Here is a 23,030-nt window from a genome sequence, read left to right on the forward strand (position 1 = left end):
GGGTGCCGATGCGAGATTCGACGCATCGGCACCCGCGCAAGTGTGCCCTGGGAAACAGAATCGAACCCACCCACCTTCGACCAAGGAGTTCCCTTGCCCGAAATCACCCGTGATGTCGTCGTCGTCGGAGCCGGTCCGTCCGGCCTGACCGCCGCCACCGAGCTGAGGAAGGCCGGGCTGTCCGTCACGGTGCTCGAGGCCCGCGATCGCGTCGGCGGCCGGACCTGGACCGACACCGTCGACGGCGCGATGCTGGAGATCGGCGGCCAGTGGGTCTCCCCCGACCAGTCGGCGCTCTACGCCACGCTGGAGACGCTGGGCCTCAAGACGTTCGACCGGTACCGCGAGGGCGACTCGGTCTACATCGCACCCGACGGCGCCCGCACCGCGTACTCCGGCGACTCCTTCCCGGTCAGCGAGCACACCCGCGCCGAGATGGACCGGCTCGTCGCGCTCCTGGACGAGCTCACCGCCGAGATCGGCGCCGAGGAGCCGTGGGCACACCCCCGTGCTCGCGAGCTCGACACCGTCTCCTTCCGGCAGTGGCTGGCAACGCACAGCGACGACGAGGAGGCCCGCAACAACATCAGCCTGTTCGTGGCAGGCGGCATGCTGACCAAGCCTGCGCACGCGTTCTCCGCGCTGCAGGCGGTACTGATGGCGGCGTCCGCCGGCTCCTTCAGCAACCTGGTCAACGAGGACTTCATCCTCGACCGCCGCGTCATCGGCGGCATGCAGCAGGTCTCACTCGGCCTCGCGGAGTCGTTGGGCGACAACGTCTTCCTGAACTCACCGGTCCGCACGATCACATGGGGAACCGACGGGGTCACGGTTCTCGCGGACGGGGATCTGCGAGTGCGGGCCCGGCGCGTGGTGCTGGCGGTGCCGCCCAACCTGTACACGCGGATGTCGTTCGACCCGCCGCTGCCCCGTCGACAGCACCAGATGCACCAGCACCAGTCCCTCGGCCTCGTCATCAAGGTGCACGCCGTGTACGACACCCCGTTCTGGCGCGAGGACGGTTTGTCCGGAACCGGTTTCAGCGCAGCCGAACTGGTGCAGGAGGTGTACGACAACACCAACTACGGAGACACCCGCGGCACCCTGGTCGCGTTCGTCTCCGACGAGAAGGCCGACGCGATGTTCGAGCTGTCCGCGGCTGAGCGCAAGGGCAGGATCCTCGAGTCCATCGCGCGTTTCCTCGGTCCCCGGGCCGCCGAGCCGGTGGTGTACTACGAATCGGATTGGGGCTCGGAGGAGTGGACCCGCGGCGCCTACGCCGCCAGCTTCGATCTGGGCGGTCTCCACCGATACGGGCGCGACCAGCGCACCCCCGTCGGGCCGATCCACTTCTCGTGTTCCGACATCGCGGGCGCCGGATACCAGCACGTGGACGGCGCGATCCGGATGGGCCTGCGGACGGCCGAGGAAATCGCCCTCGCATTGGACGACACCGCGCACTGAGCACGGCCGAACTAGACGGAGCCGGGGAGGGACACCTCCCCGGCTCCGTCTAGCTCAGAACGTCTCGTTGGAGTCGGTCGCGATTCGGAACCCGTGCCCGGTGTCATCCTTCACACAGGTCACGCCCTTCGCCTCGGACTTACAGGTGAACCCGAACGAGCTCACCTTGTCCCCGACCGGGAGCACGGAATCCGCCGCCGAGACGCCGGAGGTGTAGACGGGGCCGCCGGAGCACAGGAACTCCCCCGGGCCGTTGCCCGTCACCCTGATCCCGTTGCCCCAGTTCACCATGCAGTTCTCCGGCCTGGCCGGGATCGGGGTGGTGGCGCCCTGACAGCCGGCCTCGGTCCGGGTGGGCAGCGAGATGATGCCGCACTCGAAGCCACCCACCGGCGAGCTGAAGTAGACCGCCTCGTTGCGCGCGTACTCGACGGCGGTCGTCGAGGGCGGCGCGCTGCTGGTGGTGGTCGTCGTCGTCGTGGGCGGCGCACTCGTTGTCGTCGTCGGCGCGAGGGTGGTGGTTGGCGCGGAGGCGGTGGTCGTGGGCACCGCGAGACTGGTCGGCGGTGCCTGACCGGCCTCGGAGGTGCCGCAGGCGGCCGCTCCGAACACCGCCGCGACCCCGAACACCGCTGCTACAACCCGACCTGAACGCACACGCACACCCTTCCTCGACGGTCGCCAAGAACTCTAGTGGCCGACGGACCGAGGGCTCCGCGGGCAAAGCGATCGGCGCTAGCTGTGGCTGATCCGCCGGTTGATCTCCCTGGTCAGCCAGGCCGGGGAGAACCTCGACCCCAGCATCATCGCGCCCGCCTGCCTGCCCACCGGGTAGTGCACCTTCGCCAGCATCCGGTGCGAGCGCCCGGTCGCCTTGACGATGACCTTCGCGACGTCGATCGAGGTCAGCTTGATGCCGAGCGAGTCGGCGCTGCGCATGTCCAGGTTCCCGGTCATCGCGGTGTTCACGAACAGCGGCCAGACGGCGAGCACCCGAATGCGGTACCGCCGCCACTCCAGTTCCAGCGCCTCCGTGAGGCCCCGGATGGCGAACTTGGTGGCGCTGTAGGTGGCAAGCTCGGGCTGGCCGTAGATCGCCGAGGCCGAACACAGGTTGACCAGCTGCGAACCGGGCGTCGCCTGCAGGTAGGGGAAGGCCGCCCGGCTGCCGAGCACGACGCCGCCGACGTTGATGTCGACCATCCGCCGATGCTCGGCAGGCGACATCTCCTCGAACGGGCCCGAGGAGAGAACCCCAGCGTTGTTCACCAGGATGTCGAGGCGGTGCGAGGCCACCTCCGCGAACTCGGCGAGCCGGGCATCCCACTGCTCGGCATCGGTGACGTCCAGCAGCCCGGTCGAGACCTCGCCGCCACCCGCGCGGATCTCCCGCGCAAGGTCCGCGAGTCCGGTCTCGTCGATGTCGAAGGCACCGACGAGGTATCCGGCCCTCGCGAACTCCAACGCGGTCGCCCTGCCGATTCCTGCCGCCGCACCGGTGATTACCACTGCCTGCTTCGCCATGTCGCCAGGGTAGGCGGTGCGCCTACCCTGGGGGGTGGAGGATCCGATGTTTCACGAGCGCATCGTCCGCACGGTGCTGACCATCACCGTCGGCTACCTGATCATCCTGGCGATCTGGCTGGGCTGGCTCGTCCAGCACACACCGCCGGGCACCGTGCCGTACCAGATCGGCGGGCTGCTGGCCGCGTACGGTTCGGCGCTGGGGCTCGGGATGATGTGGGCCGACCGGCCGACCAGGGCGGACCGGAAGCTGGAGCGGCGAGGGCTGGAGGGCTGGGCCAAGATCGAGAGCACGCAGCGGCTCGCGGAGACCGCCGATCACGGACAACTCACCGAGCTGCGGCTCGCCCTCACCGTCCCTGGCGAAGAGTCATATTCGGGCCGGGTGGTCTACGAGGTGCCCGCGTCGATGCGTGAGCGATTCGTGCCCGGCAGGACGGTGCCGATCCGGGTCGACCCCCACAATCGGGACCGGATCGTGCTCTGTCCCTGATCAGTTCAGGGGTTCGGGGGTTCAGCGGCCCGGACCTAGCCAGTGCGGTTCTTCCGCCCGAGCGCGAGCATGCCCTCGACCAGGAGAAACTGCGCGGCCGCGTAGCTCGCAAGGACCACGCCCTCGGCAGCCCGGCGGCCCGACTCCGAGCGCACGAACAGTCGCCGCACCACGATCAGGCCATCCGAGCCGGTGAACAGCAGCCCACCGAGCCCGAGCCAGCTCCGCCGGTCCGCGTTCGGCAGCGCCATACCCGCGGTGGTGGTGGCACCGGGGGCCAGCGCCGGGTCGGCCGAGAGCGTGGACGTCGTGGCCAGCGCCGCACCGTACGCGGTGAGCGGGGTGGAGACCGTGCGAGCCCTGGCCCGCAGCAGCCCGGCCGCCCCGAGCCAGCCCAGCTTTCGTGGAACCAGGGCGGGCAAGGTGGGGCGGGCCCCGCGGCGCAGCAGCAGCGTCGTGTAGCTGGCCTGCATGACGGCGAACGACGAAGCACCGCGCACCAGGCGCGCATCGTTGTCGGGGTCGATCATGAAGACGTCGCCGACGGTCGCGGCGGCGAGACCGCCGACGAGCAGCGCGGTGTCGGCGGCATCGGTGTCGGAGCGCTTGCGCAGCACCCGGACCGCGAGGGAAGGCGCGATCAGCGGCTTGGCGATCTGCTGCAGCCGTTCGTTCCCGATGACCGCACCGAGCACCGTGGCTCCGGTCGCGCCGAGGAACACCGCATGCTCGAGCCGCATCTCTACCTCTTTCGGTGACGGTTGACGTGTGGCTCGAGCGTATCGGGTGCCCGATCGGGGTCGGAGCGGCGGCGGCACCAGGGTGACGGTCGGGCCTGCACACGAGCCGGCCCGGCACCGGCGGTTCGTCTTGACGGCAATCGCGGAGTCTGTTGCCATGTGATCGAAGGCCTTGATCGCGATCGGATTTCGCCGGTCGGGTCGGCTCACAGGGGGGCGTTTCACAGATGGCGATCAAGCATGGTGCCCGATTGATGTCTATGCGGCTGGGGGTCCTCGGCGTCGCGCTCGCGGGGGTGCTCGCGATATCGGCGGTGCCTGCCAGCGCCGCGCCCGACAGCGGCTCGGCTGCGCCGGCTCTCCCGGCAGGAACGGTGGTCGAGCCCGCGATCGATTGCCGACCCAGCAGCGCCAGGCCCCGTCCCGTGCTGATTCTGCCCGGCGCGGACGGCACCATCGCGGACACGGCATCCCAGTGGGAGGTGGTCGTCTCGACGCTGCGACACCAGGGCGCCTGCGCCCTGGTGTTCCAGGGCGGGGTGGTCGACGGCAGGCGGTGGGCCGGAGACATGACCGGCGCGGCCCGCCAGCTGGCGGATTTCGTCGCGAGGGTCAAGGACACCACCGGGGCGCCCCAGGTCGACATCGTGGCCCACTCTGCGGGCTCCGTCGTCGCGAACTACTTCGTCAAGGTGCTCGGCGGCGCGCAGGACGTGCACGACATGGTGCTGCTCACGCCGGAGGCCCGCGGCTGCGACGGCGCCGGGTTCCTGGCCCAGTACGGGATCAAGGACTTGCCGGTCACCCCGGTACAGGTGCTGGAGGCGCTGCCCTTCCTGGCACCGGCGCTGGCGGCGCTGGTACCCGGGATGGCCTCGGCACTCCAACTGACGCCGGTGTCCGAGGTCTATCGGACCCTCATGGACGGGCCCATCGCTCAACCCGGCGTCAGCTACTCCGTGATGGCGACGAAGAACGATCAGGTCGCGACGCCGCCCGGCACGTGTTCCTTCATCACCGAGCCAGGTGTCACCAACGTCTTCTTCGAGGACGCCTTCCCCGGCAGCCCCGCGGTGGACCACTCGAGCCTTCGGTCGAGCCCGGACACGGCCGGCTGGATCGTCGATCAGCTCTATCGGTGACATCTGAGCGATAGCCGGGATCCCCCGGCCTGCCCCTATCCTCGTGTGGACGAGCACACGGAGGATCGGCGATCTCAATGACATTCATCAAGATGTGTGGCCTGCGCGACGAGGCCACGGTGGACCGCGCCGTGCAGCTCGGCGTCGACGCCGTGGGATTCGTCTTCGCGCGGAGCCCGCGCCAGGTGACCCCGGAGGCCGCCGCGCAGCTCAGGCAGCGTGTCCCGGAGGACGTCCTGGCGATCGGGGTGTTCACCGGGATCGGGATCGCCGACATCGTCTCCGCCGCGAAGACCGCGGGAATCGACGTCGTGCAGGTGCACGACCTGCGCTCCGCCGACGAGGTCGCGGCACTGCACGACGCCGGGCTCCGGGTCGTGCGGGCACTGAACACCGGTAGCTCCGGCGATCCGGCGACCGGTTTCGGCGAGGACTTCCTGCTCGTCGACGGTGCCGTCGCCGGAGCGGGCGTCACCTGGGACTGGCAGGACAGGTCCCTGCTGCCGAGCGGTCGGTGGATCCTCGCAGGCGGGCTCGCCCCCGACAACGTCGCGCACGCGCTGGACGCCAGCGGCGCCTGGGGCGTCGACGTCTCCAGCGGCATCGAGTCGAGCCGTGGCGTGAAGGACCAGGAACTGATGGCGGCATTCGTGACCGCTGTGCGCGGACGCGGCTAGCGAGCGGCTCGGCGATCCCGCACCCGTCAGCGGACCGCGGCGCGTCGGGCTCGCCGTTGATCGGGCCCGCGATCCTCCTCCCAGCGCGCCCGGCGGTAGCGGCGACGCCGACCCACCCGCGCGGCACCGACGGTCACTGCCACCCCGGCGAGAACGCCGAGCACCGCACACACCACGACGGTGGCGACGGTGGGCTGCCGGCCCAACAGCACCCAGACCGCGCCGACGACGGCCACCGCGAGGACGCCCACGCTCAACGGGAGACCGATGCTCCCGGAGATCCGTCGACGCCCCCGGCGCAACGAGCGGACAAACGACTCCACGTACGCGATCCCGAACAGGAACAACGCCGCGACGCCGACCGCGACGACCGTCGTCATCGCCGATTGCTCGGTGCGCACCGGGAACTGCCAGGTCTCTGTCACCCGGCCCGCCTGCAGGAAGGACAGCTCGCCGGTGAGCTCGCCTGCGACGAGGTACTGACCGCCGAGCGAGGGCAGGGTGGCCGCGACGCCGCCGTCCACGGGCACCAGCGGCGCGGTCCGCACCTGCTTCACCGGCTGCCCGAGCGCCTTCAGGGTCATGCTCACCGCGTCGGCGGGCACCTGACCGGCCGCGGACACCGGCACCGGCTGCACCAGATCGATGCGAACCGGATCGACGGTCCCTGGGTCCGCCCCAGCGACGGTCACGGTCCCGGGCGGCGGGGTCGGTCCGCCGACCGCTGATCCGAGTCCCAGCAGCGCCACCGCCATCGTGAGCACCGCGATCACGGCCGCGATGCGGTAGGGCACGGTCGGCGACGGAACGTCAACCACCGACCGCACCGGCACCAGGTCCGTGTCCGCGACGTCGATCAGTCGCACGCCCCGAGCGTGCACGGATATCGTCGGGCGCACCGTGGGCGGCGTCTGCGACGGCACGGGCGAGCCCGGCAACGGCGCGGTCCGCGGGGGGACCGACCCCGTCGCCGTCGGCTCACCCACCGCGGCAACCGTCGGCTCGCCGACCCCGGCAACCGTCGGCTCGCCGACCCCGGCAACGGTCGGCTCACCGACCTCCCCCACCGTCGATGTCCCGGTCGCCGGCCTGGCCAGCGGCCGCGTCACCGGCAGCGGCGGCTGCTCCCCGTCCACCAGTGTCGGCGGCGGCGCGGTGCCCATCCCGGCGGCGGTCACGATCGTGTCCGCACCCATCACCGGAATCCCCTCGGTGGCAAGCCAACCCGGCCCCCACCGCCCGGTGGAGGCCGCGGCGAGGGCAATCCCGAACTCCTCGGCCGTCGCGTAGCGCTGCTGCGGATCCGTGGCCAACCCGCGCATCACCACCTCGGCGATCTGCTCCGGAACGGTCGGCGCGGTCTCGCTCAGCGGCGTCGGCTGATCGAAGGCGTGCATGAACAGGATCGCCATCGGCTCGTCCGCGGGCGGGAAGGGCAGCGACCCGGAGAGCAGCTCGTACAGCATCGTCGCCATGGCGTAAACGTCTGTTGCCGGCGACAATTCACCGCCGCGGGCCTGCTCTGGCGCGATATATGACGGGGTCCCGATGACATCGCCCTCTCTCGTCGCGAGCGTCTCGTCGCCGCCGACGACCTTCGCGATCCCGAAATCCGTCACCTTGACCGCCCCCGATGCGGCGAACATCAGGTTCTCGGGCTTGATGTCCCGGTGCAGGATTCCCCGTTCGTGCGCGGCCTTGAGGCCGGCCGCACAGGCGAGCACCACCGCGACGGCCGAGTGCGAGTTGAGCCCGGTCCCGGCGAACCGGTTCCAGACCGTCCCTCCCGGCAGCAGCTCCATCACCAGCAGGCAGAGTCCGTCGTGCTCGACGTAGTCGTACACAGGAACGACGTGCGGATGATCCAATGAGGCGAGCAGTCGCCCCTCGGCCGTGAAGCGGTGGCGGACAACCGGATCGGACGCGAAAGCCGGCGGCAGTTGCTTGATCGCCACCGGCCGCCCGAGCGCACGGTGATGCCCCGACAGGACGACTCCCCAGCCTCCCCGCCCGAGTTCTCCGCCGATGTCGTAGGCCGGAAGGGATTCACTTACCCGGTCCGTGTCGGGGTCCATGGTTCTGACTCACTTCCGGTCGGTGTCGCGGAGCGTGGTCTGTGCCGATTGTGTGGGTACCGTGGGCCGAGCCTGGCCGACGGGCTCCGCGTCCTCGCGCCACTCCGCCTCGTCCAGCTCACCCTCGTAGTCCTCCTCGTCCTCACCCAATTCGTCCTCATCCAGGGGCGTCGGTGTGAGATAGCCGAGGAAGAAGAACCCCACCGCGAAGGCTGCCGCGACGACCAGCCAGCGCTCGGTCGTCGGAACCCACACCCGCAACGCGGACAGGGTGAACACGAGCACCAATCCGATGCCGATCCCCGGGGTGAGGAACCGCAGCCCGCGCCGCCACCGGTTCTGCGGCATCCGATTTCGGGCGATGGCCAGCACGGTGTCGAGCAGCGCGAGGACGGTGAGGACAGCCAGGGCCAGTCCGAACAGGCCATAGACAGACATCAGTGAACCGCGCACATCGGTGACGATCGGGATGTCGACGATCACCTGGCCGTTGCCGTCGAGCAGGGTCAGCGAGCCGTTGATGAGTCCTGTGGCCTGGCCGTCCAGACCGGACAGGTCGACCGAGTAGGCGATCGTCTGGGTCTCCCCTGGCGCGACGGTGGCCGCCATCGAGCTGTGATAGTCGAAGAAACTCAGTCCGAGCACGTGACCGGAGAGGTCGACCGCGCTGACGCTCACGGCCTCCGCCGAGTTGTTCACCAGCACGATCTCGACCTCCGCCGCACCGGTGGGGTCGAGATGAACGGGGTGGTCCTGGTCGACGAACGAGACATCCTGTCCGTTCACGCTCGCCGCCACCCCCACCGCCGATTCCGTCTGGGCGACGGCGGAGGTCACCGAGAGTCCGAGGATGCCGAGAATTGCCACCGGCACCACGATCAGCCAGGTCTTCATCAGTGCTCCTCAACCTCAGTTGGATACGGGAAGCAGTCGTCGCCGGTAGATCAGCAGGCCCATCGCCAGGAAGAACACGATGATGACCACGCTGGACGTGGACCCACCGGCCTCGCTGACTAGCACCACCTCGAGCGGCGCGGTCAGCACCGGTCCACAGTCGGCCGCGACCTCGTAACGCCCGACCTCGGCGCCGGAGGTCAGTGGCACCCGGAACTCACCGGACGCGTCGGACACGGCCTCACCAGCCGGGGCGCCACCGACGGAGACCCGAACCGCGGAGTCGGGCGGACATCCCGCCCCTGTCAATGTCACCGGCTCGCCGGGTGCCGCCGCGGGGACGCTGAACCACAGGCCCGGCGGCAATGGCTGTTCTGGGGCGCCCGGAGTCTGAGGTTGCCGTGGATCGCCGGGCATCGTGGTGAGCTGCCCGGGGGTGGGCGCAGGCAGTCCCGCGACACCGGGCAGTCCCGCGACACCCGGCAGGCCGGGAAGAGCGGGAAGGCCCGGGTTCGCGAGACCTCGACCGGCGTCAGCGCGGGGGGTCGCCGTGCCGGGCGGGCACTTCGACAGCACCAACGGGCACTCCATCGGCAGCACGTCGATGACGGGGATAGTCGGCGTGCCGGGGCTAGTCGGGCACCCAGGAGCATTAGGGCACACCGGCTTCGGCTTCGGCATCGGGTTCTCCCGGCATTGAACCGACGGCGTGACGCAACCTCCGTTCGTGCCCGATAGGGGCCCCAGGATCACGCGCGTTGGATCGTCCGTGTTCTGCTTGCCCTTTTGCGGCTCGCCCTTCCTCACGATGTCCTCGCAGAAGCCCACCCCTTCGGCCATGCAGTCCTGGAGCCGTTGCTCGTAGCTCCGTTGCTGTTGCTCATAGCTCTGTTGCTGTTGCTCCTGCGGTGGCTGCTGTTGCTCCTGCGGTGGCTGTCGCTCCTGCTGCTGCGGTGGTTGCTGCTGCTGCGGTGGTTGCTGCTGCTGCGGCGGCGGCGGTTGCTGCTGCTGCTGCGGTGGTGATTGCTGCTGCTCCGGCGGCTGTGGCTGTGGCTGTGGTTGTGGTTGTGGTTGCTCAAACGGCGGCGGCTCTACCGGCGGGACATGCGACGGCGGCTCAACGGGTGGGACCTCAACCGGCGGGGCATCCGGCGGCGGCTCTACCGGCGGGACCTCAACCGGCGGGACCTCAACCGGCGGGACCTCAACCGGCGGGGCATCCGGCGGCGGCTCAACCGGCGGGACCTCAACCGGCGGGACATCCGGCGGCTCTACCGGCGGAACCTCGGCCGGTGGCACGTACTGCGGCGGCTCAACGGGCGGCTCTACCGGCGGGACCTCGGCAGGCGGGACGTACTGCGGCGGCTGCGGCTGGATCGGCACCGGCGGGACCGGAAGCTGCGCGGGCACAACTGCAGGGACAGCGAGTGCCTGCCCTGCCGCCTGAGCCGGCGCGACCGGCGACCCCGGGACCAACAACGCCATCCACCCGACCGCGATCAATAGGCTCAGGACCGCGAACACCACCCGACGTTTGCGTGTTGGTCGGGGCATCCGGACCACTTCCTCAGCTCCACGCACGTTGCATCCCAGTCTCCCCTCAGTGCGAAGGCGGGACAATAGATCCCGCTGGGCTCTCGACTATTCTTGCTGGTAGAAGGCCAGAAAACGTCACCACAAGGTTGGAAAGTGCTCACTCCTGCGGTCCAACGACCGGCAATCGGAACTAGACTGAGCGAGCAGGGGCATTTTCGTCATGCCCACCGAGGTGCACATTGGGGTGGCCGTGAGCCAACTGGATGGGCCCCGTCTGAGCTACACCGACGATGACGGGAATCATCGCGAACTCGCACTGGTCGAGGACTCGCCGCGCCTCACCGTGGGACGGTCTCCGCAGGCCGACATCGCATTCGCGTCGGACCACAACGTCTCCCGCCTGCATGCGGCGATCGAGTGGATGGGCACCCACTGGACCATCGTCGACGACGGGCTCTCCCGCAACGGCACCTTCGTCAACGGCGAGCGGCTGAGCGGGCGCAGGCGCCTGCAGGCGGGCGACAACATCCGGATCGGATCCTCGGTGTTGACCTTCCACTTCACACCGCCCAGCGGTGACCTGACCGGGATCGCCGACGCCATGCCCACTCGCGCCGCGTTGACGCCCGCCCAGCAGGCGATCGTGATCGAGCTCTGCCGGCCCTACAAGAACAAGGCCGCGTTCGCGAACCCCGCCTCCAATCAACAGATCGCGGAACGCCTGTTCGTCAGTGTCGAGACGGTGAAAACCCATCTGCGCACGCTGTTCTCGAAGTTCGCCGTGGAGGATCTGCCGCAGAATCAGAAGCGGGCGCAGCTCGCCAAGCGGGCGCTACAGAGCGGCGTCGTCACCGACCGGGATCTCTGAGAACTCGCCCCGTGACAGCGGCCTCCCGTTGCCGCGCGCAGACCGTGCGGTTGGTTTCGGGGCGGCGGTCTGTGAGAGCATGGCCTCGGCCGACCCGTTGCGCTTCGACGCCCGGGTCACGGCCGGGGGAACGACACATCACACAACGGGGGATTCACATGAGTATTCGTAGCTTTGCCGTGCGCGCGATCGGTGCGGGCACCGTCGCCGCAGCCGCCGCGGTCGGCCTGGCCGGTCCGGCCTCGGCCGCGCCGGCACCCGCGCCCATTCTGCACATGGGACCCAACGGAGCGGCGCTGCCCGTCCTCGGGCAGAACGCCTTCTGCAACGGCGTCATCGACACCCTCATCGAGACCGATCCCGCCCGCCCGGGCCTCGCCACCGTGGTGCTCATCTCCCGCGGCATGCACGGGGTCGGCCCGGAGTGGGCAGCCAATCCGGTCTGCCGCATCAAGGCCGACATCTCGTGGAACCTCGGCCCGTTCGCAAACCAGGTCAAGACCGTCGACCTCAACTTCGGCGAACGCCCCGGCGAGTCGGTCCGGACCGAGATCAACCCGGGCCCCGGCGTCGCCTCACTCAACATCCATGCGACGTTTGTCAGCCCGTACTACAACGAACTCCGACCGCAACTGGCGATGGGTGTTTCGGCATACGCGATCATTCCCTGATCCGCTGCGCCCACTGAGCACCCACCGAGCGGGGGTTCGCCGGCCTGGTTTCACGCGAAACCGGCCGCCGAACCCCCGTTCGTCATCTGCGGACCACCCGCCGGGCCGGACCCGCACAGGCGTTCAGGCGCAGGAAGCGCGGTTCGGTGAGCCCGCGGGACCGCGCGGCGGCCAGCACCTCAGTCGCGACGCGCTCCGCCGCGCCGGCATCGATCAGCGCGATGGCCGATCCGCCGAAACCGCCGCCGGTCATCCGGGCTCCGTGCGCACCCGCCGCGAGTGCCGAGTCCACCGCGCAGTCCAGCTCCGGGCAGGACACCTCGTAGTCGTCGCGCAGCGACACGTGCGACGCCGTCAGCAGCGGGCCGAGCTCGCGGTAGCGACCGGAGTCCATGAGCGACAACACCTCCCGCACCCGGCCGATCTCCGAGACGACGTGCCGGGCGCGGCGCCGCAACACCTGATCGGTCAGCGCGGACACGTCGGTCACCTCGCGCAGCGACGCACCCAGCGTGGCGGCCGCCTCCTCCACCGATGCCCGGCGCTGCGCGTACTGGCCGTCGACCAAGCGGTGCGGGGCGCGGGTGTCGATCACCAGCAGCGCCAGCCCCTCCCCCGCCAGGTCGAACGGCACCGGGGCAACACCGCCGTCCCGCGAATCGACGAGCAGCGCGTGACCGTCCTCGGCGCGCAGCGAGATCGCCTGGTCCATGCCGCCGGTGGGGGCCAGCGCGATGTCGTTCTCCGCGCGCACGCAGCACCCCGTCAGCGCGACGCGACCGGCGTCGTCGGTCGGCGCCCCGGTCAGCTCCGCCAGCGCGAGCGCCAGCGCGCATTCGAGTGCGGCCGAGCTGGAGAGGCCGGCACCGATCGGCACCGAGGACTCGACCGCCACGTCGGCGCCGCCGAAACCACTGCCCAGCAGCCCGTCTCGACGCATCGCCCACACCACGCCCGCGAGGTACGCCGCCCAGCACTGCGGGTTACCCGGCGCGATCTCCTCGACCCGGCCGCTCCAGGTTCCCAGGCCGGACCCGCACCGCAGCATCCCGTCATCCCGGCGCCCCACCGCGACGACGGTGCTGTGCGGCAACGCGATCGGCAGCGACAGGCCCTGGGCATAGTCGACGTGCTCGCCGATGAGGTTGACCCGCCCCGGCGCTGCCCACACGCCCTCCGGCTCCGCGCCGAACTGGCTCCTGAACCGGTCGATGACGGAAGCGGCCAACGCCGAATCCGACGCGGCCTCCACCCATTCGATCACGGCGCGATCTCCCGGAAGCGCGCCGCGATCCGCTCCGGCGTGGTGTCGCTGACCCAGGCCCCCATCCCCGACTCGGAACCCGCGAGGAACTTCATCCGGTGCGGTGACCGCATCAACGAGAACAGCTGTAGGTGGAGCCTGCCCAGCGCGCGTTGCTCCCCGACCGGCGCCTGATGCCACCCAGCGATGTACGGAAGCCGTTCCACCCCCTCGAAGAACCGATCCAGGCGGCCCAGGATGTCGAGGTAGACGTGTGCCAGCTCGTCCAGCTCGACTGCCTCCAACGCGGCCAGATCGGGGACGTCCCGGTGCGGTGCGAGGTGTAGTTCCACCGGCCACCGCGCGGCCGCGGGCACGTACGCCGTCCAGTGCTCGCCCTCGAGCACCACCCGGGTGCCCGCACGTCGCTCCGCGTCCAGCACGTCGCGCAGCAGCGATCGCCCGGTCCGTGCCAGGTGCCGCTCGGATTGCCGTAGCAGCGCGCCGGTGTTCGCAGGCAGCATCGGGTACGCGTAGATCTGGCCGTGCGGGTGCGCCAACGTCACGCCGATCTCCTCGCCCCGATTCTCGAAGCAGTAGACCTGCTCGATGCCCGGCAACGCCGACAGCTCCCTGGTCCGGTCGGCCAGCGCGCCCAGCACCGTGCGCACCCGGCCCACCGGCAGCTCCGCGAAGCTGCGTCCGTGGTCGCTCGTGAAGCAGACGACCTCGCAACGGCCGGCTGCGGCCCGCTGCGGCCACAGGGACTCGTCGTCGACGTGGTCCGTCGGCGGTGCAACCGCGCCGGTCGCCAGGGACGGAAATCTGTTCTCGAAGACGGCGACGTCGTAGTCGTCGGCTGGGATCTCCGTCGGCGCGCGGCCTGCCCCGCTCGGGCACAGCGGACAGGCGTCGGCCGCGGGCAGGAACGTCCGGTCCATCCGGTGCGCGGCCATCGTCACCCACTCGCCGGAGAGCACGTCGTAGCGCATCGTCGACTCCACCCGGATCGGCGACAGGTCCCTGGTGTCGTGCAGTTGCCGGGTCGCCGCCCCGCTGACGTACGGCTCGGAGTCGTCGAAGTAGATCAGCTCTCGGCCGTCGGCGAGCGCCGTCGCCGTCCTCCGGATCGTCATCGGATCTCGTCCCTGCCCTTCACCCGTGTTGGCCGCCGCACAGATTGTGCCCCACGCGCCTCATCGGCATGTCAGGCCACAGGGTTCACATATATAGTTTGCCTATGCAATAATATTGCTCATGGCATCCGACCATCCGACGGAGCGCCACCTGCGCGAGGTCCTCGCGGAGCTGGTGACCAACACGTCGCGATTCACCCGACTCGCCTCCTCCATCGCGACCGACGACCGGCCGCGAGCCTGGATGCGGGCGCTCTCGCACCTCGACGAGTACGGCGAGCTCCGCATCAGCGAGTTCGCCAGGATCGATCGCTGCTCACAGCCGACGGCCACCGCCCTGCTCAAGCAGATCACCGATGCCGGACTGGCCAGCAGGCACCGCGACCCCGCGGACTCGCGGGCGGTGGTGGTCGAGATGACCGAGGCCGGGCGTCGATGGCTCGGCGAGGCCCGCGCCGAGATCGGCACCGCGCTCGCCGCCCACCTCGGCGAACTCGAACCCGAACAGATCGAACGACTTTCGCAGAGCCTGGCGGACCTGCGGGCCGCCATCAAGGCGTCAACACAGCGATGAGAGAAACCAGCGACACAAAGGAACAGCCCGTGACAGTCACCGACACGGCCACCAGCGCCGGCACCGAGAGCAAGAGCATCCTGCACCAACCGAAGGCGGTCTGGGCGGTCGCGTTCGCGAGCGTCATCGCCTTCATGGGTATCGGCCTGGTGGACCCGATCCTCAAACCGATCGGCGAACAACTCGACGCGACCCCCTCCCAGGTGTCGCTGCTGTTCACCTCGTACATGCTCGTGACCGGTGTCGCCATGCTGATCACCGGCGTGGTGTCGAGCCGGATCGGCCCGAAGAAGACGCTGCTCTGGGGCCTGGCGATCATCGTGGTGTTCGCCGCGCTGGCCGGGATGTCGGGCACCGTAGGACAGATCGTCGGATTCCGTGCCGGCTGGGGCCTTGGCAACGCGCTGTTCATCGCGACCGCGCTGGCGACGATCGTCGGCGCGGCAAGCGGTGGCGTCGCGAAGGCGATCATCCTGTACGAGGCCGCGCTCGGCATCGGTATCGCGGTGGGGCCGTTGGTCGGCGGCGTCCTCGGCAGCGTCAGCTGGCGCGCCCCCTTCTTCGGCGTCGCCGCACTGATGGCCGCCGCCTTCATCCTGATCGTGGTGATGTTGCCCGCCACGCCCGCACCGAAATCCGGCCGGACTTCGCTGTCCGCCCCGTTCCTCGCGCTGCGGCATCGGGGCCTGCTCACCGTCGCGATCACCTCGCTGCTGTACAACTACGGGTTCTTCACCCTGCTCGCGTACACCCCGTTCCCGCTCGACATGGGAACCTACGCAATCGGTTTCATCTTCTTCGGCTGGGGCCTGATGCTCGCGGTCTCGTCGGTGTTCCTGGCACCGCGGCTGCAGCGGGCGTTCGGCACGCTGCCGATGATGATGCTCGCGCTGGCCCTGTTCGCGGTCGACCTCGCGGTGATGGCGCTGTTCACCGAGAACAAGACGGTCCTGATCGTCTGCGTGGTCCTTGCGGGCCTCTTCCTCGGCGTGAACAACACCCTGATCACCGAGACCGTGATGATCTCCGCGCCGGTCGAGCGCTCCACCGCATCCGCCGCGTACAGCTTCGTCAGGTTCGTCGGGGGCGCCGCCGCACCGTGGGTGGCGGGCAAGCTCGGCGAGAGCAACGTGCACCTGCCGTTCTGGGTCGGCGCGCTCTGCACGGCCGCCGCCATCGTGGTGCTGTCCACCGGGCGCAGGGTGCTCGCGCACGTCGACGACCACGACCCGGCGCCGCACAGCGTGGACGAGGCCGCGGCCATCACCGCCGGTTCGGACTAGGCGGCACCAAAGGGGCCGCCGCCCCGGTGCATCGGCACTAGCATCGACGGGTACGCGAATCACCACGGAAGCCGAGGTGCACGATGCGTCCACGCCGCAGGTTCCTGTCCGCCGGACTGATCGTCGCGTGTGCGGCGCTGACCATGGCCGGGGGTACCCACGCGCCGGCGGGCCAGCCCACCACCGGTGGAGCGGGCGTCCCCGACGGCACGGGCGTGTTCGACGGCCCGGCGGTTCGGGTCGGTGATGGGACCGCCCACAGCTTCGTCACCCTCGACGCCGCGGGCAATCCCACCGAGGTGGGCATGCGGCTGTCCGAGGGCGCGATGTACGACCTGCCCGCGACCCACGACGTGGCGACCTTCGAACTCGACCTACCCGACGAGGCCGCAGCGACGGTCTTCGACCACACCACCCTCGACTGGAACGACCACGGTCACGGTCCCAGCGGCATGTTCGACAAGCCGCATTTCGACACCCACTTCTACATGGCCGACGAGGCCGCGGTGGCCGAGATCGACCCGGCGAGGCCGGATTTCGAGGCGAAGGGTCTGCGACTGCCGGACCCGCGCTACCTCCCGCCCGACTACTTCCCGATGCTCGGGCCGAAGCTCGTGCCGCAGGCATCCCCCGCGATGGGGGTGCACTGGTTCGATGTCACCGACGGGGTGATCCCTGGCCCCTACCAGTTCACGCTGGCCTTCCTCAACGGAACCTGGGACGGCGACTACACCTTCATGGAACCGATGGCGACCCGCGAGTGGTTGCTGACCAAGCCGAACACCGTGCGGAGCATCAAACAGCCACAGGCCTATCAGCGCAGCGGCTACTACCCCACCACCGTCGCCGTCACGTTCGACGACGCCGCGGACGAGTACGTCATCACGATGGGCGGCATGGTGCTGCGCCAGGCGTCGTGAGGCGAAGCGCTACAGGCCCAGGTCCTCGAGGCCGAGCAGTGAGCGGTACTCCACGCCCTCGGCGGCGATGACGGCATCGGCTCCGGTCGCGCGGTCCACCACGGTCGCCACGCCGACGACGATCGCGCCTGCCTCGCGCAGCGCGCGCACGGCGGTCAGCGGGGAGTTGCCGGTCGTGGTGGTGTCCTCGACGACCAACACCCGCTTCCCCACCACGTCGGGGCCCTCGATCTGGCGCTGCATGCCGTGCGCCTTCGCTGCCTTGCGCACCACGAAGGCGTCGATCGGTCGGCCCTCTGCGTGCATGACGGCCATGGCCACCGGGTCCGCGCCCATGGTCAGGCCTCCGACTGCGTCGAAGTCCCAGTCCGCGACGAGCTCGCGCAGCAGCTTCCCGATCAGCGGTGCGGCACGGTGGTGCAGCGTCGCGCGACGCAGGTCGACGTAGTAGTCGGCTTCCTTGCCCGAGGACAGGGTCACCTTCCCGTGCACCACAGCCAGCTCGCGTACGAGCCCTGCGAGCTCCGCCTTCTCCGTCATTCGACCGCTCCTCTTCGCGTCCAGTTTCGACGCCCCAGCGTAGTCGCCTAGAGGAGGGCCCCGGGCACGCCCGCGTCCCGGTCCGTCATGGCGACCGCGTCGTCGTGCAGGGGAGCCTGCAGGGCGGGCGCCTCGGCCTCGTCGGAACCGATCGGCAATTCGACGACCGTCGCCTCGAACAGCGGTACCTGCTGCCCGCCCACCAGCCGCGCCACGACCCCGGCGGGAACCGAGCGCACCAGCCGGTTCACCGCGGCGGCACTGTCGTTGTACACCCGGGCCGCTCCGATGATCCGCTGCTCGGTCACCTTGAGCTCGAGCGCGGGGCGCTGAATCGCCCAGTCGTGCTTGACATTCGGGTTGCACTCCACCTCGAACATCAGCCGGTGCAACGCGACGGACAGCGCGTTCTCGGAGCCGGCCTGCTCGCCGAGGCTCATGCCCTGCTCGCGCAGCGCGACGGCCAGCGACCGTGCACCGACCAACGGGGCCAGGATCTCGGACGGCATCGCCGCGGCCCGGGCAGCGGCGATCAGCTCAGGTGCCTGATCGCACCGTCGTTCGAGTTCCACATCGAGTAGGGCTCGGCTCGCGGTGAGGTTTCCCTCGAATCGACGCAAGCGTCGAACCACGGACACCGCCCACGCCACAAGAAGAACAACAGCAACGACCGCCACAACCGTCACAAGAGTCACAGGCGTGCAATCTACTCACACCCCGGGGCGCTCGCACACCGGGTCCACCCACTGGCCGTACGCCGGGCCTGATTCAGCCGCGCGGGTCCTGGTCGACGTCACCCTCGTGCGGGTACGGACGTCCCGGATCGTGATTTACGGTGCGCGCCAGCGGAACAACGTTCGGCGGCGCGGCTTGGTCCGCGCCCGGCGCCGGGTACGGCGAGCGCTCCCAGTCCGGCAGCTCGCGGGGGGCGGGGGCGGCCGGGGCGGCCATCGGCGGCGCCTCAGGTGCCGAGTCGAGAACGGGGGGCAGCACGTGCAGGATGCCGGAGAGCCGGGCGACCGCGTCGATCGCGGCGTCCCACTCACGGCCGTTGCTGGTGACCGGCAGCGAACCGAGCGTCCACTCCCCCTCGCTCCACAACATCTGGACATGCGGCGGAACCGACTCCGTGAAATGCACCATGCGCTGATCACAGACCCGTCGGGCGATCTCCAGGTCGGTGGCGAACACCACCCGCGGCCCGATCGAGCCGAGCAGGTTCATGTCCGCATCCTTCGGCGGCGGCGTCGACCGGAGCCGGAGATCGATGTCGACATCGGAGCCGACCGTGCGCTGGACCGCGACGATCGTCGTCGTCTCCTCGAGGTCGAACAGCACGAAGTTCTCGCCGCGACGGATGCCGTGCACCACGTCGACGGCCCCGAGGTACTCCTGCTTGGCCAGCGCGGCCCGGTGCCAACGCGACGGCAGGTGCTCATCCGACTCGTTGTAGGTGTAGCCCTGCGCCTTCGCCCAGATCTGCCTGACGCGACCGAACTGGTCGCGCCTGCTGCGATCGATGGACAGGAGCACGATCGCGCCCACGAGCGCGATCGCTGAGAGTCCGAACCAGATAAGCGTCATCGCCAGTCACAATATCGACTGAACGGTCCCCGCGCGGCACTCGGCTCGCACGGGGACCGAAATCATCTGCTTCGATCCGCCGTCAGTTCCCGAAGTTCCCGAGATCCGGGAGCGTGGTGTTCACGATCACCTTGGCGATGACCGACCCGTCATCGCCCTTCTCACCCTGGACCACGACGGTGTCACCGGGCTTGAGATCGCCGACCTTCGCGCCGCTGAGCGAGATGATCTTGGTGGACCCGTTGGTGACGACCGTGACCGCGGAGCCGCCGATTCCGTCGAGGATCAGCGTGGATCCGTCGTTGGAGGTGATGGTCCCGACGGCCGCACCGGCCGCGCCGATCGCCTCGCCGACACCGCCCGGGATCTGCGACAGGTCGGGGGCACTGGTGGCCGGCGGTTCGGAGGTCCGCGGCGGCGCGGTGCTGGCCCTGGGCAGGGTGCTCGTCACCGGGGCCGAGGCGCTGCTCGGGGAGTCCGCTCCGCCGCCGCCGATGAGCATGACGCCGAGACCGACGACCGCAAGGAGGAGCAGCCCCGCCACGACCAGGGCGACCGCCAGCACACCCTTGCTCGGCCCCTTCTTCTGGTCACCGTCGAGGTAGGGGGACCCGCCGGTCGGCGGTGGCGTCGGCGGCTGGTTCGGGTCGTACCCCTGATAGGTCGGGTACGCCTGCGTCGCGTTCGGCGCCTGGTTCGGGTCGTACCCCTGATAGGTCGGGTACGCCTGCGTCGCGTTCGGCGGCTGATTCGGGTCGTACCCCTGATACGTCGGGTACGCCTGCGTCGCGTTCGGCGCCTGGTTCGGGTCGTACCCCTGATACGTCGGGTACGCCTGCGTCGCGTTCGGCGGGACCTGACCGTAGGCCTGGTGCGGGTCGGTGGTGTATTGCGGCGTCACCGGCCCGGCCGAGCGGTCGAACTGCTGCGTTGGCTGATCGGCGCCGCGGGCCCAGACCTCGGTCGGCTGGTCCGGAGCGGCACCCTCGGCCGCAGCAGCCCACTCCGCGGTGGGGTCGGGGCCGGCGTCGAACGGCTCGGTACCGTCGCCGGTTCGCTCCTGCGGTGTGCGCGGATCGTCCGTGTTGTTCATGTCTCGGGCCTGCTCTCTGCGCGGGCGATCGTGGGTCCCGCCGCTGGTCAATTCAGTCCGACCCGTCAGGATAGAGGCGGAACCTGAGACCGCGCTGAAGACGACGGTGGCTAGCGCATCACATTCCAGGCGATCGGCCGCGACAGCTCGCCTGGGAAGTTGTCCTTCAGGTAGGCCGTCCACTGCGCGACATGCGCCCGCATCGCCGTCTCCGCCGCGTCAGGGTCGCCTTCTGCGATCGCGGTGAAAATGGCGACGTCGTCCGCGAGCACCCTGGACCGCAACCGCTCCGAATAGGCGACCCCGACCCCAGCCCCGACGAAGACCCCGTCCATGGCATCGACCAGATAGCCGAACAGCGCGTTGCCCGACGCCCACGCGATGGTGTTGTGGAATCGGCGGTTCGCCGCAAGGAACGCATCGAGATCGTCGAGGTGCTCCTCCATCGCACGAACCGACTCGGCGAGGACACGACGATGCTCCTCGGTTCGGTGCTCGGCAGCCATCCGCGCCATCAACGGCTCGAGGCCGACGCGCGCCTCGGCGATCGTGCCGAAGGGCGACTCCTCGAACTGCAGCAACAGACCGAGGCCGGTCATCAGATGGGAGCCGTCGGGCTTCTGCACCGTCGGACCCCCGCCCGGCCCCGGCTTGATCGAGAGCGCACCCGACAGCTCGAGATATCGCAGCGATTCACGGAGCGTGCCCCTGCCGACCTGATACTGCTCGAGCATCACCCGCTCCGGCGGCAACCGGTCACCGGGCCGCAGGCCGTCTCGCTCGATATCCGCAATGATCCGCCTGGCGATGATCATCGCCGTCTTCTGCGGACGATCCGCCCTGTCCATCACCATCGCTCCGCCCCCTGCACAACCGCCAATTCCGCACAAAACCCCCAGGGGCCGAATCCTACAGATGATTCGCAGGGTTGGGGGGCCAATCTGGACAACCGTCCTGCACTGTACGAGCCTCGCCCGACCCAACCACCCGGTGTGAGATGAGTCTCATTTCCGTCTCGGTGTGGTCCATTGCATTCAATCGAATGATGCGGATAGTTTCGTGCGCAGCGTTCGGAAGCATGGCTCACGATCTGACCAGCCTCCGGTCCCGTGCACCGCTTCCGACCACCACTGACCACCTCTAGAGGGGAACGAATGAGCGAGATCCGCAAGTCAGGCCTGCGCCGTGGCGCCCGTATGGCAGGCGCCGCCGCCGCACTGGCGATCGGCCTGATGTCGACCGGTGCGGCCCATGCCGACACCTTCGTGCCGCTGCCCGACGGGCAGAAGGCCGGACCGGGAGCGGTCGTCTCCCGCACCGGAGAGAGCGCCCTGATCTCCCCGTCGCTGGCCGCCAACGGCGCAGGCCGCACCGCCTGGGTCTCCGGGACCGTCACCGCCGACGTCACCGGCATCACCAAGGAAGGCGAGGCCGGACCGTTCAACGGCGCCGCCAACACCTCCGGCACCAACAACTCCTCCACCCACGGGATCTCCCGGATCAACACCGGCTACATCGTCGGCTGCCAGGTCGACATCACCGGCCTCGGCGGCTCCATCGGCGCCTCGATGGACCTGACCGGCCCCTCGATGTCGGGGTCACTGACCGTCCCGGTCTCCGCAGGCCAGGTCAAGTTCGTCGGCGTCGCGGGCAAGGACATCAAGAAGAACGGCAAGTACTCCGTCCAGTACCAGGACACCCAGCTCGAGATCCAGAACTGCGGCGGGTTCGCCCAGGCCCGTTCCTACACCGTGGTCGAGATCGTCGGCAACGACTACTCCAAGACCACCCTGTACGGCCAGCCCTTCAGCATCGGATAGCGGCTCCGCCGCCCGTGCACCTGAACTCGATACCTGAACCCTCAGAGGGGAATTCATGAACGTCACCACCAACGGCCTGCGTCGCGGGCTCAAGACCGCCGCGGTCGGCAGCGCCGCCGCCATCACCCTCGGCTTCCTGTCCGCGGGCGCCGCCAGCGCCGACACCCTCGTCCCGCTGCCCGACGGCTCGATCACCGAGACCCTCGTCGACGGCACCGTCGTCACCATCACCCGCACCGGCGAGACCGCCAACATCTCGCCGTCGATGGGCTCGACCCCGCTGCACCGCAACGTGTGGGTCTCCGGCTCGACCAAGGTCGAGGTCTCCAATGGCGGCAGCGGCACCATCCAGCCCGGCTACATCGTCGCCTGCCAGCTCACCCTCGGCGGCAAGACCGGCACCGACGGCGGCATGAGCACCACCTGGGCCGACCCCGACGGCGCCGCCAAGCAGACCGCCAAGAGCGCAGGCAACGTCTCGATCGGACCCGGCCAGGCCGTGGACTACAAGATCCTCGACCTCGAGCTCGCCGACCCCTTCGGCGCCGAACAGCACCGCGCCGCCAACCCCTACAAGGGCAAGGGCAGCGTCACCTGGGCCGACTCCACACTCGGAGTCAGCGGCTGCGCCGGCTACGCGCAGGCCCGCTCCTACGTCAAGGTCACCGTCAACACGGCCAACGTCACCGGCAACGTCACCCTCTGGGGCCAGCCCTTCAGCATCGGCTGATCCCACCCCCAACGCACCCGGTC

General features: G+C 69.5%; 26 protein-coding genes. 13 read left to right on the forward strand and 13 right to left on the reverse strand.

Annotation, left to right across the window (positions count from 1 at the left end):
* Positions 1 to 93: 93 nt before the first annotated feature.
* Positions 94 to 1,464 carry a flavin monoamine oxidase family protein gene (locus ACWFRB_RS15870; protein ID WP_452642096.1) on the forward strand — a complete coding sequence of 457 codons (1,371 nt, stop codon included), beginning with the start codon at positions 94 to 96 and terminating at the stop codon, positions 1,462 to 1,464.
* Positions 1,465 to 1,518: 54 nt separating this feature from the next.
* Here ACWFRB_RS15870 and ACWFRB_RS15875 read toward each other — a convergent pair whose 3' ends face one another.
* A complete protein-coding gene (locus ACWFRB_RS15875; protein ID WP_452642097.1) occupies positions 1,519 to 2,127 on the reverse strand; it encodes a hypothetical protein in 609 nt (202 codons plus the stop codon).
* 72 nt (positions 2,128 to 2,199) lie between these two features.
* Complete coding sequence (locus tag ACWFRB_RS15880; protein WP_452642098.1) at positions 2,200 to 2,988, reverse strand: SDR family oxidoreductase; 789 nt, start codon at positions 2,986 to 2,988, stop codon at positions 2,200 to 2,202.
* Positions 2,989 to 3,034: 46 nt separating this feature from the next.
* Between ACWFRB_RS15880 and ACWFRB_RS15885 the strand changes: the two genes are divergently transcribed.
* Positions 3,035 to 3,481, forward strand: coding sequence for a hypothetical protein (locus ACWFRB_RS15885; protein WP_452642099.1), 447 nt, complete (start codon positions 3,035 to 3,037; stop codon positions 3,479 to 3,481).
* A gap of 35 nt (positions 3,482 to 3,516) precedes the next feature.
* Here the strand turns inward: ACWFRB_RS15885 and ACWFRB_RS15890 are convergent, their stop codons facing one another.
* Positions 3,517 to 4,221 (reverse strand): lysoplasmalogenase family protein, encoded by a 705-nt coding sequence (locus ACWFRB_RS15890; protein WP_452642100.1) that lies wholly within the window; start codon positions 4,219 to 4,221, stop codon positions 3,517 to 3,519.
* A gap of 254 nt (positions 4,222 to 4,475) precedes the next feature.
* Between ACWFRB_RS15890 and ACWFRB_RS15895 the strand changes: the two genes are divergently transcribed.
* Together ACWFRB_RS15895 and ACWFRB_RS15900 are read left to right on the forward strand one after the other, a co-directional pair.
* Positions 4,476 to 5,363 (forward strand): esterase/lipase family protein, encoded by an 888-nt coding sequence (locus tag ACWFRB_RS15895; RefSeq protein WP_452642101.1) that lies wholly within the window; start codon positions 4,476 to 4,478, stop codon positions 5,361 to 5,363.
* A gap of 77 nt (positions 5,364 to 5,440) precedes the next feature.
* Positions 5,441 to 6,040: a phosphoribosylanthranilate isomerase gene (locus tag ACWFRB_RS15900; protein ID WP_452642102.1), complete on the forward strand. Its 600-nt coding sequence runs from the start codon at positions 5,441 to 5,443 to the stop codon at positions 6,038 to 6,040.
* Between the two features lie 26 nt (positions 6,041 to 6,066).
* On the opposite strand, the gene ACWFRB_RS15905 is transcribed toward ACWFRB_RS15900, so the two are convergent.
* The 3 genes from ACWFRB_RS15905 to ACWFRB_RS15915 are packed head-to-tail and all read right to left on the reverse strand — an operon-like array spanning position 6,067 to position 9,609.
* Positions 6,067 to 8,115: a protein kinase domain-containing protein gene (locus tag ACWFRB_RS15905; protein WP_452642103.1), complete on the reverse strand. Its 2,049-nt coding sequence runs from the start codon at positions 8,113 to 8,115 to the stop codon at positions 6,067 to 6,069.
* A gap of 9 nt (positions 8,116 to 8,124) precedes the next feature.
* Positions 8,125 to 9,009, reverse strand: a complete 885-nt coding sequence (locus ACWFRB_RS15910; RefSeq protein WP_452642104.1) for a hypothetical protein — start codon at positions 9,007 to 9,009, stop codon at positions 8,125 to 8,127.
* Positions 9,010 to 9,024: 15 nt separating this feature from the next.
* Positions 9,025 to 9,609 (reverse strand): hypothetical protein, encoded by a 585-nt coding sequence (locus tag ACWFRB_RS15915; protein WP_452642105.1) that lies wholly within the window; start codon positions 9,607 to 9,609, stop codon positions 9,025 to 9,027.
* A 255-nt stretch (positions 9,610 to 9,864) separates the two neighbouring features.
* Here ACWFRB_RS15915 and ACWFRB_RS15920 point away from each other — a divergent pair, with 255 nt between their 5' ends.
* From ACWFRB_RS15920 to ACWFRB_RS15935, 4 genes are all read left to right on the forward strand, one after another.
* Entirely contained in the window at positions 9,865 to 10,032 is a 168-nt protein-coding gene (locus ACWFRB_RS15920) for a hypothetical protein (protein ID WP_452642106.1), read from the forward strand.
* Positions 10,033 to 10,515, forward strand: a complete 483-nt coding sequence (locus tag ACWFRB_RS15925) for a hypothetical protein (RefSeq protein WP_452642107.1) — start codon at positions 10,033 to 10,035, stop codon at positions 10,513 to 10,515.
* Positions 10,516 to 10,795: 280 nt separating this feature from the next.
* Entirely contained in the window at positions 10,796 to 11,413 is a 618-nt protein-coding gene (locus ACWFRB_RS15930) for an FHA domain-containing protein (protein ID WP_452642108.1), read from the forward strand.
* A 158-nt stretch (positions 11,414 to 11,571) separates the two neighbouring features.
* A complete protein-coding gene (locus ACWFRB_RS15935; protein ID WP_452642109.1) occupies positions 11,572 to 12,084 on the forward strand; it encodes a hypothetical protein in 513 nt (170 codons plus the stop codon).
* Positions 12,085 to 12,166: 82 nt separating this feature from the next.
* On the opposite strand, the gene galK is transcribed toward ACWFRB_RS15935, so the two are convergent.
* Together galK and galT are read right to left on the reverse strand one after the other, a co-directional pair.
* Positions 12,167 to 13,348 (reverse strand): galactokinase, encoded by a 1,182-nt coding sequence (galK, locus tag ACWFRB_RS15940; protein ID WP_452642110.1) that lies wholly within the window; start codon positions 13,346 to 13,348, stop codon positions 12,167 to 12,169.
* Positions 13,345 to 14,463 (reverse strand): galactose-1-phosphate uridylyltransferase, encoded by a 1,119-nt coding sequence (gene galT, locus ACWFRB_RS15945; RefSeq protein WP_452642111.1) that lies wholly within the window; start codon positions 14,461 to 14,463, stop codon positions 13,345 to 13,347. Before galT ends, galK begins: the two co-directional genes overlap by 4 nt.
* Before the next feature lie 121 nt (positions 14,464 to 14,584).
* On the opposite strand from galT, the gene ACWFRB_RS15950 reads away from it, so the two are divergent.
* From ACWFRB_RS15950 to ACWFRB_RS15960, 3 genes are all read left to right on the forward strand, one after another.
* Positions 14,585 to 15,037: a MarR family winged helix-turn-helix transcriptional regulator gene (locus tag ACWFRB_RS15950; RefSeq protein ID WP_452642112.1), complete on the forward strand. Its 453-nt coding sequence runs from the start codon at positions 14,585 to 14,587 to the stop codon at positions 15,035 to 15,037.
* A complete protein-coding gene (locus ACWFRB_RS15955) occupies positions 15,034 to 16,320 on the forward strand; it encodes an MFS transporter (protein ID WP_452642113.1) in 1,287 nt (428 codons plus the stop codon). The genes ACWFRB_RS15950 and ACWFRB_RS15955 overlap by 4 nt, the downstream gene beginning before the upstream one ends.
* A gap of 83 nt (positions 16,321 to 16,403) precedes the next feature.
* Positions 16,404 to 17,240 (forward strand): DUF5602 domain-containing protein, encoded by an 837-nt coding sequence (locus tag ACWFRB_RS15960; protein WP_452642114.1) that lies wholly within the window; start codon positions 16,404 to 16,406, stop codon positions 17,238 to 17,240.
* A 9-nt stretch (positions 17,241 to 17,249) separates the two neighbouring features.
* Here ACWFRB_RS15960 and pyrE read toward each other — a convergent pair whose 3' ends face one another.
* The 5 genes from pyrE to ACWFRB_RS15985 form a co-directional block, all read right to left on the reverse strand.
* Positions 17,250 to 17,780: an orotate phosphoribosyltransferase gene (gene pyrE / locus ACWFRB_RS15965; RefSeq protein ID WP_077040452.1), complete on the reverse strand. Its 531-nt coding sequence runs from the start codon at positions 17,778 to 17,780 to the stop codon at positions 17,250 to 17,252.
* A gap of 47 nt (positions 17,781 to 17,827) precedes the next feature.
* Complete coding sequence (locus tag ACWFRB_RS15970; protein ID WP_452642115.1) at positions 17,828 to 18,400, reverse strand: LemA family protein; 573 nt, start codon at positions 18,398 to 18,400, stop codon at positions 17,828 to 17,830.
* Positions 18,401 to 18,548: 148 nt separating this feature from the next.
* Positions 18,549 to 19,355, reverse strand: a complete 807-nt coding sequence (locus ACWFRB_RS15975; RefSeq protein WP_452642128.1) for a hypothetical protein — start codon at positions 19,353 to 19,355, stop codon at positions 18,549 to 18,551.
* A 91-nt stretch (positions 19,356 to 19,446) separates the two neighbouring features.
* Complete coding sequence (locus tag ACWFRB_RS15980; protein WP_452642116.1) at positions 19,447 to 20,457, reverse strand: DUF5666 domain-containing protein; 1,011 nt, start codon at positions 20,455 to 20,457, stop codon at positions 19,447 to 19,449.
* Positions 20,458 to 20,567: 110 nt separating this feature from the next.
* Positions 20,568 to 21,305 carry a FadR/GntR family transcriptional regulator gene (locus tag ACWFRB_RS15985; RefSeq protein ID WP_452642117.1) on the reverse strand — a complete coding sequence of 246 codons (738 nt, stop codon included), beginning with the start codon at positions 21,303 to 21,305 and terminating at the stop codon, positions 20,568 to 20,570.
* A 306-nt stretch (positions 21,306 to 21,611) separates the two neighbouring features.
* Here ACWFRB_RS15985 and ACWFRB_RS15990 point away from each other — a divergent pair, with 306 nt between their 5' ends.
* Both ACWFRB_RS15990 and ACWFRB_RS15995 read left to right on the forward strand, forming a co-directional pair.
* Entirely contained in the window at positions 21,612 to 22,277 is a 666-nt protein-coding gene (locus ACWFRB_RS15990; RefSeq protein WP_452642118.1) for an MspA family porin, read from the forward strand.
* 55 nt (positions 22,278 to 22,332) lie between these two features.
* Positions 22,333 to 23,007, forward strand: a complete 675-nt coding sequence (locus tag ACWFRB_RS15995; protein ID WP_452642119.1) for an MspA family porin — start codon at positions 22,333 to 22,335, stop codon at positions 23,005 to 23,007.
* Positions 23,008 to 23,030: the final 23 nt, after the last annotated feature.

It is taken from the genome of Rhodococcus sp. NPDC055112 (genome assembly GCF_053607505.1).

What these genes read in the sequence shown, in the direction of transcription:
- ACWFRB_RS15890 (WP_452642100.1), bottom strand. Translation starts at nt 4,221, where the DNA reads ATGCGGCTCGAGCATGCGGTGTTCCTCGGCGCGACCGGAGCCACGGTG.
- ACWFRB_RS15880 (WP_452642098.1), bottom strand. Translation starts at nt 2,988, where the DNA reads ATGGCGAAGCAGGCAGTGGTAATCACCGGTGCGGCGGCAGGAATCGGC.
- ACWFRB_RS15990 (WP_452642118.1), top strand. Translation starts at nt 21,612, where the DNA reads ATGAGCGAGATCCGCAAGTCAGGCCTGCGCCGTGGCGCCCGTATGGCA.
- pyrE (WP_077040452.1), bottom strand. Translation starts at nt 17,780, where the DNA reads ATGACGGAGAAGGCGGAGCTCGCAGGGCTCGTACGCGAGCTGGCTGTG.
- galT (WP_452642111.1), bottom strand. Translation starts at nt 14,463, where the DNA reads ATGACGATCCGGAGGACGGCGACGGCGCTCGCCGACGGCCGAGAGCTG.
- ACWFRB_RS15950 (WP_452642112.1), top strand. Translation starts at nt 14,585, where the DNA reads ATGGCATCCGACCATCCGACGGAGCGCCACCTGCGCGAGGTCCTCGCG.
- ACWFRB_RS15960 (WP_452642114.1), top strand. Translation starts at nt 16,404, where the DNA reads ATGCGTCCACGCCGCAGGTTCCTGTCCGCCGGACTGATCGTCGCGTGT.
- ACWFRB_RS15885 (WP_452642099.1), top strand. Translation starts at nt 3,035, where the DNA reads ATGTTTCACGAGCGCATCGTCCGCACGGTGCTGACCATCACCGTCGGC.
- ACWFRB_RS15995 (WP_452642119.1), top strand. Translation starts at nt 22,333, where the DNA reads ATGAACGTCACCACCAACGGCCTGCGTCGCGGGCTCAAGACCGCCGCG.
- ACWFRB_RS15980 (WP_452642116.1), bottom strand. Translation starts at nt 20,457, where the DNA reads ATGAACAACACGGACGATCCGCGCACACCGCAGGAGCGAACCGGCGAC.
- ACWFRB_RS15905 (WP_452642103.1), bottom strand. Translation starts at nt 8,115, where the DNA reads ATGGACCCCGACACGGACCGGGTAAGTGAATCCCTTCCGGCCTACGAC.
- ACWFRB_RS15910 (WP_452642104.1), bottom strand. Translation starts at nt 9,009, where the DNA reads ATGAAGACCTGGCTGATCGTGGTGCCGGTGGCAATTCTCGGCATCCTC.
- ACWFRB_RS15955 (WP_452642113.1), top strand. Translation starts at nt 15,034, where the DNA reads ATGAGAGAAACCAGCGACACAAAGGAACAGCCCGTGACAGTCACCGAC.
- ACWFRB_RS15935 (WP_452642109.1), top strand. Translation starts at nt 11,572, where the DNA reads ATGAGTATTCGTAGCTTTGCCGTGCGCGCGATCGGTGCGGGCACCGTC.
- ACWFRB_RS15985 (WP_452642117.1), bottom strand. Translation starts at nt 21,305, where the DNA reads ATGGACAGGGCGGATCGTCCGCAGAAGACGGCGATGATCATCGCCAGG.
- ACWFRB_RS15900 (WP_452642102.1), top strand. Translation starts at nt 5,441, where the DNA reads ATGACATTCATCAAGATGTGTGGCCTGCGCGACGAGGCCACGGTGGAC.
- ACWFRB_RS15895 (WP_452642101.1), top strand. Translation starts at nt 4,476, where the DNA reads ATGTCTATGCGGCTGGGGGTCCTCGGCGTCGCGCTCGCGGGGGTGCTC.